The 19,405-nt window shown below is 41.5% G+C and carries 12 protein-coding genes; 9 read left to right on the plus strand and 3 right to left on the minus strand.

Going from position 1 to position 19,405, the window contains the following annotated elements; genetic code table 11:
• The first annotated feature begins 22 nt into the window (after positions 1-22).
• Both nadE and BM386_RS11685 read left to right on the plus strand, forming a co-directional pair.
• The gene (gene nadE, locus BM386_RS11680; RefSeq protein ID WP_091694129.1) at positions 23-1,861 is read left to right on the plus strand and encodes an NAD(+) synthase; all 1,839 of its coding nucleotides are present in this window, start codon (positions 23-25) and stop codon (positions 1,859-1,861) included.
• Between the two features lie 10 nt (positions 1,862-1,871).
• Positions 1,872-2,975, plus strand: a complete 1,104-nt coding sequence (locus tag BM386_RS11685; RefSeq protein ID WP_091694132.1) for a prolipoprotein diacylglyceryl transferase — start codon at positions 1,872-1,874, stop codon at positions 2,973-2,975.
• Here BM386_RS11685 and yidD read toward each other — a convergent pair.
• The gene (gene yidD, locus BM386_RS11690; protein ID WP_091694134.1) at positions 2,972-3,196 is read right to left on the minus strand and encodes a membrane protein insertion efficiency factor YidD; all 225 of its coding nucleotides are present in this window, start codon (positions 3,194-3,196) and stop codon (positions 2,972-2,974) included. The genes BM386_RS11685 and yidD overlap by 4 nt on opposite strands.
• Positions 3,197-3,258: 62 nt before the next feature.
• On the opposite strand from yidD, the gene BM386_RS11695 reads away from it, so the two are divergent.
• The 7 genes from BM386_RS11695 to BM386_RS11725 all read left to right on the plus strand — a co-directional run bounded on the left by BM386_RS11695 (position 3,259) and on the right by BM386_RS11725 (position 14,532).
• The gene (locus BM386_RS11695; protein ID WP_139235895.1) at positions 3,259-4,719 is read left to right on the plus strand and encodes a POTRA domain-containing protein; all 1,461 of its coding nucleotides are present in this window, start codon (positions 3,259-3,261) and stop codon (positions 4,717-4,719) included.
• 84 nt (positions 4,720-4,803) lie between these two features.
• Complete coding sequence (locus BM386_RS11700) at positions 4,804-5,625, plus strand: PorV/PorQ family protein (protein WP_091694137.1); 822 nt, start codon at positions 4,804-4,806, stop codon at positions 5,623-5,625.
• Positions 5,622-7,724 (plus strand): helix-hairpin-helix domain-containing protein, encoded by a 2,103-nt coding sequence (locus BM386_RS11705; RefSeq protein ID WP_091694140.1) that lies wholly within the window; start codon positions 5,622-5,624, stop codon positions 7,722-7,724. The genes BM386_RS11700 and BM386_RS11705 overlap by 4 nt, the downstream gene beginning before the upstream one ends.
• 65 nt (positions 7,725-7,789) lie before the next feature.
• Positions 7,790-10,219: a zinc-dependent metalloprotease gene (locus BM386_RS11710; protein ID WP_091694143.1), complete on the plus strand. Its 2,430-nt coding sequence runs from the start codon at positions 7,790-7,792 to the stop codon at positions 10,217-10,219.
• A 190-nt stretch (positions 10,220-10,409) separates the two neighbouring features.
• Positions 10,410-12,446, plus strand: a complete 2,037-nt coding sequence (locus tag BM386_RS11715; RefSeq protein ID WP_091694144.1) for a M3 family metallopeptidase — start codon at positions 10,410-10,412, stop codon at positions 12,444-12,446.
• 60 nt (positions 12,447-12,506) lie between these two features.
• Positions 12,507-13,613, plus strand: a complete 1,107-nt coding sequence (locus tag BM386_RS11720; protein ID WP_091694149.1) for an AI-2E family transporter — start codon at positions 12,507-12,509, stop codon at positions 13,611-13,613.
• Positions 13,597-14,532 (plus strand): tetratricopeptide repeat protein, encoded by a 936-nt coding sequence (locus tag BM386_RS11725; RefSeq protein WP_091694152.1) that lies wholly within the window; start codon positions 13,597-13,599, stop codon positions 14,530-14,532. Before BM386_RS11720 ends, BM386_RS11725 begins: the two co-directional genes overlap by 17 nt.
• On the opposite strand, the gene BM386_RS11730 is transcribed toward BM386_RS11725, so the two are convergent.
• Both BM386_RS11730 and BM386_RS11735 read right to left on the minus strand, forming a co-directional pair.
• Positions 14,520-16,760 (minus strand): ATP-binding protein, encoded by a 2,241-nt coding sequence (locus tag BM386_RS11730; protein ID WP_091694155.1) that lies wholly within the window; start codon positions 16,758-16,760, stop codon positions 14,520-14,522. The genes BM386_RS11725 and BM386_RS11730 overlap by 13 nt on opposite strands.
• 281 nt (positions 16,761-17,041) lie before the next feature.
• A complete protein-coding gene (locus BM386_RS11735) occupies positions 17,042-19,303 on the minus strand; it encodes an aconitate hydratase (protein WP_091694157.1) in 2,262 nt (753 codons plus the stop codon).
• Between the last annotated feature and the right edge of the window lie 102 nt (positions 19,304-19,405).

Consider the following 19,405-nt stretch of genomic DNA (forward strand, 5'->3'; position numbering starts at 1 on the left):
TTAGGATAAATTAAATCCATTTATGCCTTCTATAAAAATAGCCGGAGCTACTGTCAATCAAACACCACTAGACTGGTCAGGCAATCTGAACAGAATCATTCAGGCAATTGAAGAAGCGAAAAGACAAGACGTAGAAATCCTGTGCTTGCCTGAATTGGCTATAACAGGATATGGTTCTGAGGATTTATTTTTGAGTATGTGGTATCCCAAAAAAGCACTTGCACAGCTGGAGCTTTTACTCCCACATTGTCAGGAAATCACTGTAGCCGTAGGTTTACCTGTAAGGATTGAGGATAAAGTTTATAACTGCGTTGCTGTCATAGATAATGGTATTGTCAAAGGCTTTGTCGCAAAGCAATTCATGGCTATAGATGGAGTTCACTACGAATTCCGATGGTTTACTCCATGGATTGCAAATGAAGTTGTTGAAATAGAATTTCAGAATCAGATGATCCCGCTTGGGGATCTAACTTTTCAACACAAGGAAATTCATTACGGGTTCGAAATCTGCGAAGATGCCTGGAAAGGAAAGTTAAGACCAGGCTTTCGCCTTTGTGAACGTAAAGTTGATTTGATCTTCAATCCGAGTGCAAGCCATTTTGCAATGGGAAAATCTCAGCTCAGAACAGAATTGCTGGAGGAAAGTTCTGCCACATTTGACTGCTACTATTGCTACGCAAATTTGCTCGGAAACGAGGCTGGCAGGATGATTTTCGACGGAGAAATCATGCTAGCCAAATCTGGTGAAATCCTTTCCAGAAACAGACTACTTTCTTTCGAAGACTTTCAGGTAAACAGCTTTTATCTAGAACCTAAAACCCAAAGAATTGCTCCCATAAACCCTAAGAATGAGGAATTTACCCAAGCTTCGGCTTTGGCACTTTTCGACTACATGAGAAAAAGCCGAAGCACTGGATTTGTACTTTCGCTTTCCGGAGGAGCAGATTCATCTTCTATTGCAATTTTGGTAGCTGAGATGGTGAAGAGAGGAATTGATGAATTGGGATTGGAAGGATTTTGCCAAAAAGCTGGATTCAAAAACGTCCCTACTTCTCCAAATCCCGAGAAGGACTTGATGAAGTCAATTCTGACTACTGCATATCAAGGAACCAAAAACTCATCGGATGACACCTTCTCCTCTGCAGAATCTCTTGCAGATAGTTTAGGAGCGACATTCTATCATTGGGAGATCGATGAAGAAGTAAATTCCTACACCTCCAAAATAGAAAAGGCGATAGGCAGGAAACTGACTTGGGAGCACGATGATATCACCCTGCAAAACATCCAAGCCAGAACCCGCTCCCCTATCATCTGGATGCTGGCAAATATCAATAATGCTCTGCTTCTTTCCACCTCCAACCGAAGTGAAGGAGATGTAGGCTATGCCACTATGGATGGTGATACTTCTGGAAGTATCTCTCCCATCGCTGCAGTAGATAAATATTTCATCCTAAACTGGCTAAGCTGGGCAGAAAAAAATCTGGACCGACCAGGCCTGGCCAAAGTCAACTCCCTTCAGCCAACTGCAGAACTGCGCCCATTGGAGAGAACTCAAACCGATGAAAAGGATTTGATGCCTTATGCAGTTATTGTAGAAATAGAAAAACTTGCCATCCGCGATAGACGTTCACCAATGGATATTTATCTTATCCTTTCCGAAGAATTAAAATTGGAACCTGACACTTTGAAAGGCTATATCAAAAAATTCTTCCAACTTTGGTCCCGAAATCAATGGAAACGAGAGCGTCTTGCCCCTTCTTTTCATCTGGATGAATTCAATGTCGATCCTAAAACTTGGTACAGATTTCCGATTTTGTCCGGTGGATTTGCCGAAGAACTTGCACAATTAGAACAACTATAAAATTTCAACTATGCTTGAATTAATCATGAACTATATGGTATGGGATCCTAACCCATCCGTCATTCCCGGCTGGGAGAGACCACCTTGGTATAGTATCCTTTTTGCAGCTGGCTTTGTTATCTCACAGCAGTTCATGGTACACTTCTTCAAAAAGGAAGGTCAAAACCCTGAGTTAGTTGACAAATTGACCATTTACATGGTTTTGGCAACCATTATAGGTGCTCGACTTGGTCATGTGCTTTTCTATGAGCCAGCCAAATATTTAAGCAACCCTATAGAAATCCTGAAAGTTTGGGAGGGTGGGCTTGCCAGTCATGGTGCGGCCATTGCTATTCTGATTGCACTTTGGATCTATGCCAAAAAAACTCCTGGACAGAGCTATCTCTGGGTGGTGGACAGAATTGTGATTGTCACAGCATTGACGGGAGCATTGATCCGCTTTGGGAACCTGATGAACTCAGAAATCGGGGGAAAAGACACCGGCTCGGATTACGGGATAGTTTACGCGTGGGACAGTGAGGAACTACTAAGTACTTTGAAGGTGCCAGTGGAATCTGTAGATCCTTACAAGCCGGCTGATCGTCAAGGAGAACTGGTAGGAAATGGGGTCGTCCCTGTGAATATTGACCTGGAAATCACCAAAGGCACCTACAGCCTCGAAGAGCTGGAAACAACTTTGAGACGGGACATTAAGTACGCTCTGACCCAGTTCAGATCAAGTCAAGATTACTTAGCCGAACCGGTGGAAAGCCCGTTGAACATGGTCATTTCAGATAAAGGAGACCATTACCTAGTGACTGTCCAGACCTTTGGTAGGACTAAGCATCCCACCCAAATCTATGAGTCTCTTTCCTACTTTGTGATTTTCTTGGTTCTCTATGGACTTTGGAACAAATACAAAGAACGCCTGCCAGAAGGAATTCTACTTGGAATCTTCCTGATTACAGTCTTTGGAATGCGGTTTATCTGGGAATTCTTCAAGGAAAGCCAAGTGGACTTTGAAGACGCTATGGCATTCAATATGGGACAGTTGCTTAGTATCCCGTTGGTAATTGGTGGAATAGTACTTGTGGCTAGAGCTTTGAAAAATGGCTTGAAACCTGAAAAAAACTAAGGAATCGGATCATGCCCGTGGCCTCCCCAAGGATGGCAACGGGCGATTCGCTTCAATCCCATCCAGCCACCTTTGAAAACACCATGTTTCATAATGGCACCCTTCATATAATTACTGCATGTAGGCGTAAATCTACAACTAGAAGGAAATAAGGGAGAAATAGTGTATTGATACACCAAGACTGGAAATATAGCTATCTTTCGAAGTATGGATTTTGCCATGAATAAGTCCTATAATTGTGACGTTACGTAATTAACCTATAACAACCTTTCAGAATTCCCTCTTGATCCTCAAGAAACCAAATATCCTTTATTTCTCAATACTCTTTTTAGCTCTATATCTAAAGTCTAGTGATAATAGAAGCTATGCACAAGGAGACACTTCTTTTGCGCCGGCTAGTACTACCACTCCGGATAGCGTGAGAATAAACAATATTTTTATAGTTGGGAATGAAAAAACAAGGAAAAGCGTAATTCTGAGAGAGTTGGATTTCACGACTGACTTTTATTACGATTGGAACACTTTTTTGGAAATTCTGATTGCTGATCAGAAGAAAATCTATAACCTAAGACTGTTCACTTCAGTAGAAATCACCCCCCTTTTGACTGGAGATGATGAGGCAGAAATCCTCATTACTGTTAAAGAGCGCTGGTATATCGTCCCTCAAATAATTTTCCAGCTTGCCGATAGAAACTTCTCAGAATGGTGGACCAACCAAAACCGGGACTTCTCCAGAGTAAACTATGGATTAAGACTCAGCCACAGCAATGTGGGAGGGAGAAATGAAAAAATGAAATTTGCTGGTCAGCTAGGTTTTACTAAAGCGCTGGATTTGCAATACAGCAAACCTTACATTGACAAAAACCAAAAACATGGGCTCGCCGCTCAGCTTACATTTAAGGAAAATAAGACTATCCCAATTCGGTCTGAATACAACAAGCAAGTATTCTTTACGAATGAAAACGAAGATATAATCAGGAAAAGCTTTGCTGCGGCATTGAGATATACCTACCGAAGGAGCTATTATAATTACCACTTCCTGACGGTCGGATATAGTGGCACCTGGGTAAGCGATGATGTGTTGGCAGAAAACCCCAACTATTTTCAGCAAAACTCAAATAAGCTGCGCTATGCATTTGCTACTTACACGTTTCGTCACGATCGCAGAGACAATGTATCCTATGCCACTGATGGGGAATTACTTGATCTTTCCATTACAAAATATGGCATAATCTTCACCGAAGAACTTGATGAGGTAGAAATAAACATCACTGCCAACAAGTATTTTAAGATTTCTGACAAATTCCACTTTAACACTGGATTGACTGCCGATTGGTTCTTAAGCACCAACCAACCCTACACATTAGTCCGAGGCATAGGTTACAGCCCAAATTTCGTTCGTGGGTATGAGCTAAACGTAATCGAAGGACAACAACTCTATGTGCATAAAAATAGCTTTAGATGGAAATTTGTGGACTGGGAAATCGACATTTCAAACCTGGTAAAACTAGAGCAATTCAGCACGATCCCAATCCGCTTGTACCTTAGCGCTAATTTCGATCATGGCTACGTGAAGGATAGAAATAATATTCCTGAAAACTCCCGATTGGCAAATAAATACCTGATGGGTTATGGTACTGGAATCGACTTAATCGGCTTCTATGATTCTGTCTTACGATTCGAATATTCCTTGAACAACAGCCGAGAAGGAAACTTCTTTTTCAACTTCTCCACTCCTTTCTAACCCCAAGGATTAAAAAAATATTACTTAGTAGGGTTGATAATCAAGTTTTTAACTAAATTAGTTAAGGCTTTTTTCTCAACCTATATGAAGCAACTGATTTTTTTCTGCTTCCTGTTTGGTCTGCCTTTCTTGGCAAAAGCTCAAACAGATCCCCTTACGCAGGTTCATGGCGCACGAAGCCAAGCCATGGGAAATCTACGGGTACATGGGATGGATACTTGGAGTTATTTCAATAATCCCGGCGGTCTGGCGAAACTGGAATCATCAGGAATCTCTGCCGGATATGACCTTAGATTCGGGCTAAAAGAACTTAGTACAGTAGATCTAGTTGGAGCTTGGAAAATCAAGGCAGGAACACTTGGATTTGGCCTCACCCGATATGGGGGAAAACTATTCAATCAGCAATCCCTAGGATTGGCGTTCGCAAATCAATTAGGAATAGTAAGTTTAGGTGGAAAATTAGAATGGTTTCAAACCCAAATTGAAGGATTTGGGAGTGGAAGTAGCCTAATCTTCAGCCTTGGAGGAATGGCAGAACTCAGTCCCAACTTTTCTATTGGAGCCAGTATCTCAAACCTCAGTAGATCCAAACTCTCAAAAGACTCGGAAACAGGATTACCCACTGGTATAAGCTTAGGAATTTTCTATTTGCCCATAAACCAACTTCAAATTCATCTTGAAGTAGAGAAGGATATTCAAATCAAACCTGTCGTCAAAGCAGGTTTAGAATACGGTATTAAAGAATGGATATTCCTTAGAACAGGCATCAACAGCAACCCAAGCAGGTTGTATTTCGGGATTGGACTCAAATCAAATAGAATGAGTTTGGACTATGCCTATGGTCAAAATCAGGCACTGGGAAGCACTAATCATATAAGTTTAGGATACTCATTTAGTGAAAAATGAAGCCTATAATTCTCATAGTGCTCCTTTCATGCTGCCTTGCGTTCTCATCCTATGCCCAGCAACCGCCTCAGAAAGAAATTGATCTGGAGTCATTTATGGAGCGACTTTTCCCAGTGCAAGATGAGGACATAGATTATGAATCAATTTATGAAGTGCTACTCCAATTATATCTAAATCCTATTGATATCAATCGGGCAAATGCTGAAGTCTTAGCCGCAAGCTATCTACTAGATCCCAGCCAAATCACAAATTTGATTAGCTATCGAGACAAATTTGGACCTTTGATTTCGCTCTACGAACTCCAAGCGGTACCAGGTTTTGATATCAAAACAATCGAGCAAGTACTTCCATTTTTAACTTTAGGAGCTGGTACCTCAAACCAAACTCAAACCTTTTGGAAGCGGATTATAACTGAGGAACAAGCTTATTTCCTACTTCGTCATCGCAGAACTTGGGAAACCCGAAAAGGATTTACACCAGCTGACACAAGTTCTACAGGGAGGATTTCAAGTCGCTACTTGGGAGATCCAAACGAATTCTATCTCAGGTTTCGGGTCCAACATGCTCGGGATTTCAGTCTTGGGTTTACTTTAGATAAAGATCCTGGTGAGCAGTTTATCTGGGATGGAAAAACCGCACGATATGGGTTTAACTTTTTCTCATTTCACTTCACGAAGTATTATGTGGGAAAATGGAAAACCATCGCTTTGGGTGACTTCCAAGCACAATTTGGTCAAGGCTTGGTATTCGGAGCTGGATATTCATTAGGAAAAGGCTCTGAGACAGTTCCAACTGTGAGGAGAAGTAGCGTTGGAATTCTACCTTATACCGCGGCATTAGAATTTGGCTTTTTCCGCGGAGCCGGTCTTACTTATCAAAGTGGCAATTGGCAAAGCAGTCTAATAGCTTCCTATGCTCCCAGAGATGGTCGCGCCGCTGCTAGCTTAGATACGTTGACTTCAGAAGATCTGACGATTAATTCATTCAACCAAAGTGGTCTCCATCGAACGGAAAGTGAACTTGGCACAAAAAATCAATTTCGGGAATTGAGTCTAGGTGGTAACATCCAGTATTCTTCCACATCGGGAAAATTGCAAGCTGGCACAAACTACTTATTCACAAAGTTTAATCATCCTTGGATCAAGGCACCTACACTCTATAATCAATTTGATTTTGCAGGGCAAAGCAATAGCGTAGGAAGTCTCTATTTGAGCTATAACTGGAAAAACTTTTTCCTTTTTGGAGAATCCGCCCTATCCCAATCTGGAGGAAAAGGCAACGTGATTGGGTTTGTCTCCAGCTTAAGTAAGCAAGTTGATTTTTCATTGTTGTGGAGAAAATACGAAAAGGATTTTCATAGCTTCTATGCAAATGCATTCGCTGAAAGCACTCGGCCAGCCAATGAACAGGGAGTTTATCTAGGAATCCAGATCAAACCAATTCCCAAATGGAAAATCAATGTCTATTACGATTTCTTCAGATTTCCTTGGATGAGATATCGGGTTTATGCGCCTTCGAGTGGATACGAATGGCTCACAAGAATTAGTTTCCAGCCCAATCGAAACCTCACGGCATTTTTCCAAATCAGAGAAGAACAAAAAGACAGGAATTTATCGGATTCTGGCGAACCATCTCTCCCCTACCAAGTTAGGCCATTAAACAAAATCAATGGACTATTGAGTTTAGAATATCAGGTCAGCAAAGCCTTCTTTTTCAGATCCAGAATTCTCTTTAGTCGGGTAAATTACAATTCGAAAAAAACATCAGGTTTCATGGTACTTCAGGATGCCCAATACAGTTTCAATAAATTCAGATTGACTGGAAGAGTAGCCCTTTTTGAAACAGATGATTATGACACAAGAATCTATGCTTTTGAAAACAATGTATTGTGGACTTTCTCTATTCCAGCCTTTGCGGGACAGGGAATGCGTACCTATCTAGTAGGCCAATATCAAATCAATTCACAAATCACTACCTATGTTAGATTTTCTAGAACGGCATATACTGACCGAGAAAAGATCAGTTCTGGGCTACAAGAAATTGATGGCGCAAGACAAACTGAAACCACATTCTTGATTCGATACATGCTACATCGCTAAATTTCCATCAATGGTATGTGCAACAGCCTCTTTTTTGATAATTTGTACTCAAACTACCAACCCCTATGAGAAAACACCTACTAGTAATTATAATCTCGCTCTTTTCGCTAAATGCTGGTTTTGCCCAAAACCTTGATTTGAGTAAAATGAGTAAGAAAGATGGATTCATCCCTTTTTATTTAGATGAAGAAAAAGGAAAGATTTACCTCGAAGTTGATAAGCTGGAATGGGAATTCCTCTATGTCAATTCGCTGACTGCTGGAATTGGATCAAATGACATTGGACTAGATCGTGGACAGCTCGGTGACACCAGAATTGTGGAGTTCAGGAAATCTGGAAACAAGCTTTTCCTGGTTCATAAGAATTATGATTTCAGAGCTTATTCCGATAATCCAGCTGAAGTTCAATCCATCAAAGATGCCTTTGCAGAATCCATTCTTTGGGGATTTGAAATCGCACAGAAGGACGGGGAAAAGCTGATCGTGGATGCCACGAACTTTTATCTTCAGGATGCTCATGGAGTTGGTGAAACGTTAACAAGAAGTCGCCAGGGATCATTCAGGGTAGATGCTAGCCGTTCTGGGTTGTATGCCCCAATGACCAAAAATTTCCCTCAAAACACGGAAGTTGAGATGACCATAACACTCACTGGTCAGGCTACAGGTGGGAATCTAAGATCTGTGACTCCTTCACCGGATGCTGTGACTGTTCGCCAGCGCCATTCGTTTATAGAACTTCCTGATGATAAGTACGAGCCTCGGGAATTTGATCCTCGGGCTGGTTTTGGAAGTATTTCCTACATGGATTTCACCACACCGATCTCGGAACCAATCTTGAAGAGATTCATCGCCCGCCATAGATTGGAGAAGAAAGATCCAACTGCGGCCATGTCCGAAGCTGTAGAACCAATTGTTTATTATTTGGATCGTGGTACGCCTGAGCCGGTAGCTTCAGCATTGATCGAAGGAGGAAACTGGTGGAACCAAGCTTTCGAAGCTGCAGGATTTATCGATGCATTTCGAGTTGAACTGGCACCGGAAGGGATGGATCTAATGGACGTGCGGTACAATGTAATTCAATGGGTTCACCGCTCTACCCGTGGCTGGTCATACGGCGCAAGTGTGCGTGATCCACGTACTGGCGAGATTCTAAAAGGACATGTTTCCTTAGGTTCCTTGCGCGTGAGACAGGATTATTTAATAGCCCAGGGGCTATTGCAGCCATTCGAAGATGGTGCTCCGGCTAATCCAAAAATGCTAGAACTTGCCGTAGCCAGACTGAAGCAGCTTTCTGCGCATGAAATAGGTCATACTATTGGACTGGCCCACAGCTATGCGACTTCAGCGGACAACCGTTCCTCGGTGATGGATTACCCATATCCACTGATTACAGAAACAGCGGATGGTGAGCTTGACCTAAGTAATGCTTATGATGATAAAATCGGCGATTGGGATAAATGGGCGATCAAATACGGATATGCTGTGACTCCTGCTGGGCAAGATGAAGCTGCATTTCTCAAAAAGACTTTAGAAGATACGTATGATGCAGGTCATCAATTTATCACAGATTCAGACTCCAGAGCGCAAAACGGAGCACATCCCACTTCTCATCTATGGGACAATGGAGTATCGGCATCTGAGGAATTGACCCGAATGCTGAAATTGAGAGAAAATCGCATGAAAACTTTCGGTTTGAATGCCATCCCGGAAGGACAACCTCATGCCTTGCTGGAAGAAGTATTTGTGCCACTTTATTTGATGCACAGATACCAAATAGAGGCTACGAGCAAATTAATTGGCGGTGTGGATTATAGGTACCGAGTAAAAGGCGACAATCAGCCAAATCACGGTTGGGTACATTCAGGTGATCAAGAAGCAGCTTTGAATGCACTTCTACTTACGATCTCCCCAGATCAACTTCGTGTTCCAGATCACATTCTCAAGCTGATTCCACCACGCCCATTCGGATACGGTAGAACTAGAGAAACCTTTGTCTCAAGAGTCAGCCCGATCTTTGACCCTATTGCACCGGCGGAAACTATCGTTGACCTGACCTTCGATTTCATGCTGGATGGAGCGAGAATAAGTCGAGTTTACTTACAGCATTTACAGCAAAGCAATCTTTTCGGATTTAATGAGATGTTGACTACTATAGAAGACCAAATTTTCCTGACTCCAAAGAACGAGGATATCAATCTAGAAATCGCACTCATGACGCAGTCAAAATACGTAGATCATTTGATCGCTCTGGCAAAAAATGCAGATGTATCCAACACTATCCGAGCTATTTCAAGATCAAGACTGGGAAACCTTGCCAATACAAAAGGGCAAGCTGATCAGGGATGGGATGCTGCTGCACAGCATAGCAATTACCTTGGTGAAAAGATTAAAAACTTCTTAACTCTTCCAGAAGAACTTGTTCCCCAAGAAACCTTGAAAGCACCAGACGGCTCTCCTATCGGTATGGATGCCATGAGTTGTGACTTGGACTATTGATACTCCCTCTAAAATGCACTTTGGATTAAAATTCTGAAGTGCATTTTTTTCTTTAAATGTATTTCTCCTACGTAGCGATCACGCAATCCAACTCAAATCGGTAAATTAGCCACCGAATTGACAAAAGGAGGTCATTTAATTGAACCTTCTAGGAATGCCCCTGTTTAGATAGCCAAACGATTTTAGATTTATGAATAACCCATTATTGGCAGATTTTGCCACGCCATTTGACACTGCTCCATTTGACCAAATCACCCCAGATCACTTTCTTCCTGCCATCAAATCAGCAATAGCCGAAGCAAAACAGGATATAGAAAACATCAAATCCCAAGCTCTTCCAACTTTTGAAAATACGATAGAAGCACTGGACGGTTCAGGCAAAAGGCTCGGAATCATTGCCGGAATATTTTTCAACCTGAATTCTGCGGAAACCAATGAAGAAATCCAATCCCTAGCTCGGGAGATTTCTCCACTGCTCACCGAACATGGCAATGACATCCTTCTGGATCAAGTGCTTTTCCAGCGGGTAGCGCAGGTTTTTGAGGAAAAAGAACAATTGGCATTAAATGCGGAGCAAGCCACTTTACTGGAAAAAACTTACAAATCATTCGTAAGAAACGGAGCAAAACTTACAGGAGAGAAAGCCGAGCAATTAAGAAAAATAGATCAGGAGCTAGCTCAAACCTCCTTGCAATTTGGCGAAAATGTATTGGCCGAGACCAACAAATTTATCCATTTCGTAGCTAATGAATCTGATCTCGATGGATTGCCTGATGGGATCAAAGAAGCCGCTGCGCAAATAGCTGAAGAAAAAGGGCACCCCGGAAAATGGGCTTTTACACTGGACTATCCCAGCTATATTCCTGCAATGACCTATGCCAAAAACAGGGAGTTGCGTGAAACACTTTTTATGGCTAACGGCACCAAATGTGCAAAAGGTGATGAACTTGACAATCAAGAAATCATCAAAAAAGTCCTGAAACTTCGACATGATAGGGCTACACTCTTGGGATATAAAAGTCACGCTGATTTCGTACTTGAAGAGCGTATGGCCAAAAGTCCAAATCAGGTGCTTTCCTTTTTGGATGCTTTACTGGAAAAAGCCAAGCCCAAAGGTGTCTCTGAATTGAAAGAATTAACAGAATTTGCCAATAAACTTGACGGGATTTCTGAATTAAAAAAATGGGACTTTGCCTATTATTCCGAACTTCTTAAAAAGGAGAAATATTCGCTAGATGACGAATTGTTAAGACCTTATTTCCAGTTGGAAAAAGTGATCGATGGCGTATTCCAAACAGCACAAAAGCTCTTTGGCATCACCTTCACTCCAGCGCCAGCAATCCCGCTTTACCATAAGGATGTAACGGCCTACGAAGTCAAAGACAAGGATGGGAAGTACCTTTCAGTATTTTATGCTGACTTTTTCCCTCGCCCAGGCAAAAGAAATGGCGCTTGGATGACTAGTTACAAAGGACAAAGCATCAAAGGTGGTAAGAATATTCGCCCGCATGTCTCTATCGTATGCAATTTCACCAAGCCAACAAAGTCAAAGCCGAGCTTACTGACATTCAATGAAGTGACTACACTCTTCCATGAATTTGGACATGCTCTTCACGGCATGATGGCAAAAGGTACTTATGAGTCACTTTCAGGAACAAGTGTATTTTGGGACTTTGTGGAACTTCCATCTCAGATTTTCGAAAACTGGTGCTACGAAAAAGAGTGTTTGGATCTTTTTGCGAAGCACTATGAAACAGGAGAAAAAATTCCTGAAGATCTGATCGAGAAAATCAAAAAGGCATCAAACTTCCAACAAGGCTATCAAACCTTGCGACAGATTAGTTTTGGGCTTTTAGATATGGCCTATCATAGCCAGGATCCAAGTGAGATTACGAGTATTTCTGACTTTGAGGGAAAAGTAATGAAGCCAACAGATTTATTACCGAAAGTGCCCGGAACGCTAATGAGCACATCTTTTTCACATATTTTCCAAGGCGGCTATTCATCTGGTTATTACAGCTATAAATGGGCGGAGGTACTGGATGCAGATGCATTCGAGCTGTTTCAAGAGAAAGGGGTATTTGACAAGGCAACGGCTGATTCATTTGTCAAAAATGTGCTTGCGGCTGGAGGAAGTGAACACCCCTCAATTCTCTACAAGCGTTTCCGTGGGAGAGAACCAAAGCAAGATGCCTTGTTGAAAAGAGCTGGCTTGATTTCAGGATAATTTGCTTTCTTTACTTCAGGGTTTGGCTAATGAAACGCCGAACTCAAGATCTAATGCATAATGGAGACTAACACATTCAACCTACCTACTTACCTTCGGGCTCTGACAGTAATGATTTTCATTATTGTACTTGTATTCTTCCTGATTGTAGGTAAAAGCCTGCTGGTTCCATTATTTATGGGAGGATTTTTTGCGATTTTATTTACACCGATTTCTATTTGGTTGGAATCAAAAAAAGTCCCCAGAATACTTTCATGCGTCATCTCTCTCCTATTGATGATTGCCTTAGTGGGAGGTTTGCTGACTTTCGTGATAGGAAATGTAGCTAGCTTTACCAAAGACTTCGATGATGTATCTGGAAGACTTACGGATTATGCTAGTGACATCGATGAGTGGACTCTGAAAACATTTTCCTATGACCCGGCCTTGAGCGAAAAAGCCAATACGGATTATCTCAAAAATTTACTTACTGAAAACAGCTCAAGCATTGGTGACTTTGCTATGAAAACTGTGGGCTCCATGACTGGCTTGGTACTAATTCCTGTCTTCATGTTTTTCTTTCTATTGTATAGAAATCACCTCACTGATGTGATCATTCAGATCTACAAAGACAAAGATCCTGAGCTGGTGAAAATGCGGATCGTGAGTCTCAGAAAAGTAATTCTAAGCTATATTGTGGGCGTAATAAAAGTTATGGGAATACTTGCCATCCTGAATATTACTGCCTTTTCCTTATTGGGAATCAAGCATGCAGTTTTCTTCGGGACACTCGGTGCCCTGCTCAATATTATTCCATACGTGGGGCCTTTTTTTGGTGCTATGCTGCCGATGATATACTCCTTCCTCACTAAGGACAGCTTATTTTATCCTGCAGGCGTATTGGTAAGTTATCAGATCATACAGATGATCGAAGGCAATTTTCTAACACCAAAAATTGTGGGAGGAAACGTGAACCTCAATGCCTTCATAACTTTTTTGGGACTAATCGTAGGTGGCTCGATATGGGGTGTAGCAGGTATGATTCTCATCATCCCTGCCATGGCGATATTGCGTGAGATTTTTGATTTAAGTGAATCCACCAGCCCCTATGCTCTTCTGCTAGGTGAGGAAAAAGAGCAGGAAAAAGTAACTTCAAAAACAGAGGAAGAAGATGAAACGACCGATTGATCTAGTCTTTGCTTTATTGGTCTTACTGGGAATGAGCGCCTGTGATTCTGATGAAAGTAAGAAAGGTAGATTCCTGCTAAAGGGAAATGAAAAAATGGAAGAAAATGATCCCAAAGGGGCCATGGAATTCTATAGCGAGGCTCTTGAAATGGATTCCACCTTTGCAGATGCTTATTACAATAAAGCACTTGCCCACGTTCAACTAAATCAGCTCTCGGAAAGTATTCAAGACCTTAGTCTGGCTATCAAATACAAGCCTGATTATTATGATGCTATATTTCAAAGAGGCTTAAACTACCTTGATAATGGGGAGTTTTATAATGCCAGAGAAGATGCAGAAAGGCTCCTGAACCAAGATGGGGAAAATTGGAAAAGTCATTTTCTCAGCGGGTTAGTAGAAGAGAAACTAAAAAACTTTTCTGAGGCATTGACAGCCTTTGGAAAAGCCTTCGAGCTGAACCCCGAAAACTCCGATCTCTTGGTGAACCAAGCCACTATTCTCTATTACCAAAAAGATTTTGCGGCGGCAAAAACCATCCTGACTGAGGCGATGAAAATCAATCCACTTGAGCCTAATCTTCATAACCTACGGTCCATGATATCCTTTGATGAAGAGGATTATGCCGAAGCTTTGAGCTCAGTAGAAAGAGCAATAGAACTGAATAATAGCCAAGCCTATTTTTACAATAACAAAGGCTTATATCTACTCTTTTTAGATCAAAAAGAAGAAGGGTTAGAGCTAATAAATCAAAGTATAAAAATGGATCCTAAAAACCCTTTTGCACTTAGGAATAAGGGGATTTATTATGTAATGGAAGGCGATAAGGTTTCTGCGCTACAATATTTAGTAGAATTGGATCAAAATTATCCGGACATGGACTTGGTGAAGGAATATTTAGATAAGGCTCAAGCGCTCTGATTTCTCTCAAAAATCACTTCTTGGATAATCTTCTGTAATTCCGATGCGTCTATAGGCTTAGCTACAAAACCATCAAAATCACATTCATCTATTCTGTCTTTAATTTCGAGCTTTGCTGCAGCAGTAAGTGCTATTACAGGAATCTCAGTAATTTTTTTAATGGCTACGGTCGCATCAAATCCATCCATTTCCGGCATCTGGATATCCATCAAAATGCAATCAAAATTGGTTTTTTTAACGGCGGTAATCGCTTCCAGTCCGTTGGTAACACGCTCGAAGGTGAAGCCCCATTTAGTAATGATCTTTCCTAAAACCAACGCATTTACGTCATTATCCTCAGCCATAAGTAGATGAAGTGAGGAGTCTTGATAGGAATACCCATTGGTACGGGCAGGTTTATCCAGTTGTATATCTGCAAGTTCAAACTCCAGTTCAAAGTAAAATTTACTTCCTTCATTGACTACCGATTTAAGACCAATTTCACTACCCATCAGATTGAGTAGCTTTCTGGTGATAGAAAGCCCTAACCCAGTTCCCCCATATTTTGTACTGAATGTCGGTCTTACCTGATCGAAATCGTTGAAAATCTTTTCCTGGTGCTCTGGCGCAATACCAATCCCATTATCACTTACTTCAAAATACACTTTGGCTTTACCGTCTCTATTTTCCACTAAATTCACAATAACCTTTACCTCCCCGTCATTGGTGAATTTGAGTGCATTGGTGATCAGGTTATTTAGGATTTGAGAAAGTCGGGTTTTATCCCCTGAAACTGTGATATCCAGTCCTTCTGAAAGCTTCACTTCCAGTTTATTTTTACTGTCTCTTGCATGAAATGACAAGCCTTTGATGATTTGATTCACCAAAGAATTCAGATGAAAAGGCTTCTTTTCTATAGTCAATTTGCCAGCTTCAATTTTCTGAAAGTCCAACAAATCATTGATCATTATGATCAAATTATCGACAGCAAAATTGATGGTATCCAACTCTGATTTTTGATGGACCTGCGGGTGATCGTGAATCAAGGAGTAGGTAGAGCCTGAAATTGCATTCAAAGGAGTACGAAGCTCATGACTAATCATAGAAAGGAAATCCGATTTGATCTGATTAGCCTTCTCTGCTGCTTTCCTTGACTCATCCAAAGTAGATTCAAACTCCTTCTGATTACTGATATCAGTCAGGTAGCCGTACCATACCATATCGCCATTCTCCAGAGCTTCTGGTCTGGCTGCACCTAGGATCCAGCGATAATCCTCGGATTTAGGATCCGATTTTACTCTGAATTGACATTGCCAAGGTTCTACTTTTCTTGCTGAGGCAATCGAACTCATAATTACCTGAGGCAAGTCACTGGGATGTACCCTAGAGATTGCCAAGGAGATATCCGTGAAATTCTCTAGTTCTTCTTGCTTCAATCCCAATACCTGCGCAATCCCTTTAGATAAAAATGAAAAGTTTAATTTACCATCAGAATCCATTACTAATTGGTATAACCCTCCAGGAACTTGCTCCGTAAGGTTCATCAAAAAATTACTGCTCTCTTCTAAGTTCTTCTCTAGCGTAACCTTTTCTGAAATATTTTTAAATGAAAGCAAGACATACTGAACCCCATCTACCTCAAGTTGCTTGGATGCAATCTCTAATGAAAGCTGGACTCCAAGCGAATTAGTTAGGAAAGTCAAAAAATGATGCGTTGTATGTTCTGAAATAGCAGCACTCAACCATTTCTTCCATTGAGTAGGATCAACAAATAAGCCTTCGACCTCACTCAGGTGATTTAGTTTGGCGTTTCCGGTAAATCCAAAAAGATTTAAAGCCTCAGTATTCGAAAGGAATACCTCACCATCAGGCTTAAGTACTAACTGAGCGTCTGGAAATTGAAATAAAAACTGTTGCAGCTCTCGTTTGGTAGGCAAGCCTTGGCTTCTGATTTTTTCTCCCTTATAAAAAAGAAAATAGTTTGTGGAGCTATCCTGAGGAAGTTCTATATGAAAATTATATTCGTTTCCATTAAAACTCAGCTGCAACTGCTCTTCGAAAATAAAACTGCTTATATCCAGACCTAACCCAACAAGACTTTGGTCTGAAAGATTGGATCCAATTTGGTCGTCAAATGATTTATTGGAATAAAATATTGGATACGGAAAGGTATCATCAGCAAGAAACACCATTTCTGATGATTCGTAGATAAGTTTCTTGAATGTACTGTTGATTCCTCTTTCCTGCATTGAACTAGTGCTTGCTTAGATCAGATTTTCATCTTGATAAAATCATAATCGCTGTGGGTGACCGAATATGTCGTAAACATACAGCAATTTGCATTTCGTAGCAAATTATTTAATTTATAAATACATTTCTTTGCAAAAAATTAATTGACCTAAGGACTTCATAAAAAGGCCTGCCGTGAGAAACTCCCCTTTGTTTTGTACAAAATCTAGGCTTTTGAAAAAATCAAAGCACAAAAAAAGCCGTAACGAAATCGCTACGGCTTGTAATTAGTTTAGGACTATTAGGCTTTCGCTTTGATCAGATTAAGTGCTGACCCTGCTTTAAACCATTCGATCTGACCTTCATTGTAGGTATGATTCACTTGGATGGTATCTACTGATCCATCTGCGTGATTCAATACTACTTGCAATTGCTTGCCTGGCGCGAAAGTGGTCAAGCCAATAATATCGATAGAATCATCTTCCTGTACCAAGTCATAATCAGCCGGATTGGCAAAAGTCAACCCAAGCATACCTTGCTTTTTCAAGTTTGTTTCGTGAATTCTAGCAAAAGACTTCACCAAGATCGCACGTACGCCAAGGAACCGAGGCTCCATCGCAGCATGCTCTCTAGAGGATCCTTCTCCGTAGTTCTCATCACCTACGACGATAGAACCAATTCCATTTGCTTTGTAATCTCGCTGTGTAGCAGGCACTTCACCATAAGTACCAGTCAATTGGTTCTTCACAGAGTTAGTCGCATCAGTATAGGCATTTACTGCACCGATCAGCATGTTGTTGGAAATATTATCCAAGTGCCCTCTGAATCTCAACCATGGACCAGCCATAGAGATGTGATCTGTGGTACACTTACCTTTTGCTTTGATCAGAAGTTTAAGACCTTTTAGATCTGTTCCTTCCCAAGGCTTGAAAGAATCAAGCAATTGAAGACGGTCAGAAGTCGGGCTAACTACCACACTTACATTTGACCCATCCTCAGCTGGCTGCTGATATCCTGCATCCTCTACCGCAAAACCTTTGGTAGGCAGTTCAAGTCCACTCGGCTCATCCAATTTCACAGATACGCCATCTTCATTGATTAGGCTATCAGTCATCGGGTTGAACGTCAAATCACCGGCAATAGCCAAAGCGGTCACGATCTCAGGAGATGCTACGAATGAGTGTGTATTTGGATTCCCATCAGCACGCTTCGCAAAATTTCTGTTGAAAGAAGTAATGATCGAGTTTTTCTCCTGCTTTTCGGCTCCATGACGAGCCCACTGGCCGATACATGGTCCACAAGCGTTAGCTAGCACTACACCGCCCATTTGTCCGAAAGTATCCAAGAAACCATCTCGATCGACGGTAAACCTTACCTGCTCCGAACCTGGAGTGATTGTATATTCAGATTTAGCAACCAATTTTTTATCTACTGCTTGCTGGGCAAGAGAAGCTGCTCTTGAAATATCTTCGTAAGAAGAGTTGGTACAAGACCCGATCAATCCAACTTCCAATTTAGCTGGCCAACCGTTTTCTTTTACAGCTGCAGCAAACTTAGAGATAGGCCAAGCCAAATCCGGAGTGAATGGTCCATTCACGTGTGGCTCCAATTCGGAAAGGTTGATTTCGATTACTTCATCGAAATAGGTAGCAGGGTTCGCATAAACCTCATCGTCTCCAGTGAGATGCTCTGCGATTCCATTTGCCAATTCAGCCACATCAGCTCTTTCAGTAGAGGCTAAGTAAGCAGCAGATTTCTCATCGTAACCGAAGATTGAAGTAGTAGCTCCGATCTCGGCTCCCATGTTACAGATAGTACCTTTACCTGTAGCAGATAGAGATTTAGCTCCGTCACCGAAATATTCGACGATAGCGCCTGTTCCACCTTTCACGGTAAGGATACCGGCTACTTTCAAGATAACATCTTTTGCAGAGGTCCAGCCGGAAAGTTTTCCAGTAAGCTTCACTCCGATTAATTTTGGAAACTTCAGCTCCCAAGGCAGGCCAGCCATCACATCACATGCATCAGCTCCACCTACGCCGATAGCTACCATTCCAAGTCCACCTGCATTCGGTGTGTGAGAATCAGTTCCGATCATCATTCCGCCTGGAAAAGCATAATTCTCAAGTACCACTTGGTGGATGATACCAGCTCCCGGCTTCCAGAAGCCAAGTCCATATTTATTAGAAACAGAAGCTAAGAAATCGTAAACCTCCTTGTTCTTGTCTTTAGCTTTAGTCAAATCCTTTTCTGCACCTACTTCAGCTTGGATCAGGTGATCACAGTGAACAGTAGAAGGAACAGCCACCTGGCTTTTGCCAGCTTGCATAAACTGAAGTAAAGCCATCTGCGCAGTGGCATCTTGCATTGCAACCCTATCCGGTTGAAAATCAACGTAAGAAACACCTCTGCTATATGCCTGTGAAGCGGCACCTTCACTTAAATGTGCATAAAGAATTTTTTCAGTCAAAGTAAGTGGACGCCCCACAGCCTTACGAGCCGCTTCGATACGTTCTGGGTATCTGGCATACACTTTTTTGATCATTTCAATATCAAAAGCCATTGTATAGGGATTTTTTGTTTGGTAAAAGTTTCGATTTTAACGACTGCAAATATAGGAAGTTAGCCCAATAATAGGTAACTAATCAGCCTCAGTAAATCCTCC

Source organism: Algoriphagus locisalis (assembly GCF_900116615.1).
Classification (GTDB): Bacteria; Bacteroidota; Bacteroidia; order Cytophagales; family Cyclobacteriaceae; genus Algoriphagus; species Algoriphagus locisalis.

Bases quoted from the DNA above. Each gene is read 5' to 3' on its own strand.
- nadE (WP_091694129.1), top strand. From the start codon at position 23: ATGCCTTCTATAAAAATAGCCGGAGCTACTGTCAATCAAACACCACTA.
- BM386_RS11685 (WP_091694132.1), top strand. From the start codon at position 1,872: ATGCTTGAATTAATCATGAACTATATGGTATGGGATCCTAACCCATCC.
- yidD (WP_091694134.1), bottom strand. From the start codon at position 3,196: ATGGCAAAATCCATACTTCGAAAGATAGCTATATTTCCAGTCTTGGTG.
- BM386_RS11700 (WP_091694137.1), top strand. From the start codon at position 4,804: ATGAAGCAACTGATTTTTTTCTGCTTCCTGTTTGGTCTGCCTTTCTTG.
- BM386_RS11705 (WP_091694140.1), top strand. From the start codon at position 5,622: ATGAAGCCTATAATTCTCATAGTGCTCCTTTCATGCTGCCTTGCGTTC.
- BM386_RS11710 (WP_091694143.1), top strand. From the start codon at position 7,790: ATGAGAAAACACCTACTAGTAATTATAATCTCGCTCTTTTCGCTAAAT.
- BM386_RS11715 (WP_091694144.1), top strand. From the start codon at position 10,410: ATGAATAACCCATTATTGGCAGATTTTGCCACGCCATTTGACACTGCT.
- BM386_RS11720 (WP_091694149.1), top strand. From the start codon at position 12,507: ATGGAGACTAACACATTCAACCTACCTACTTACCTTCGGGCTCTGACA.
- BM386_RS11725 (WP_091694152.1), top strand. From the start codon at position 13,597: ATGAAACGACCGATTGATCTAGTCTTTGCTTTATTGGTCTTACTGGGA.
- BM386_RS11730 (WP_091694155.1), bottom strand. From the start codon at position 16,760: ATGCAGGAAAGAGGAATCAACAGTACATTCAAGAAACTTATCTACGAA.
- BM386_RS11735 (WP_091694157.1), bottom strand. From the start codon at position 19,303: ATGGCTTTTGATATTGAAATGATCAAAAAAGTGTATGCCAGATACCCA.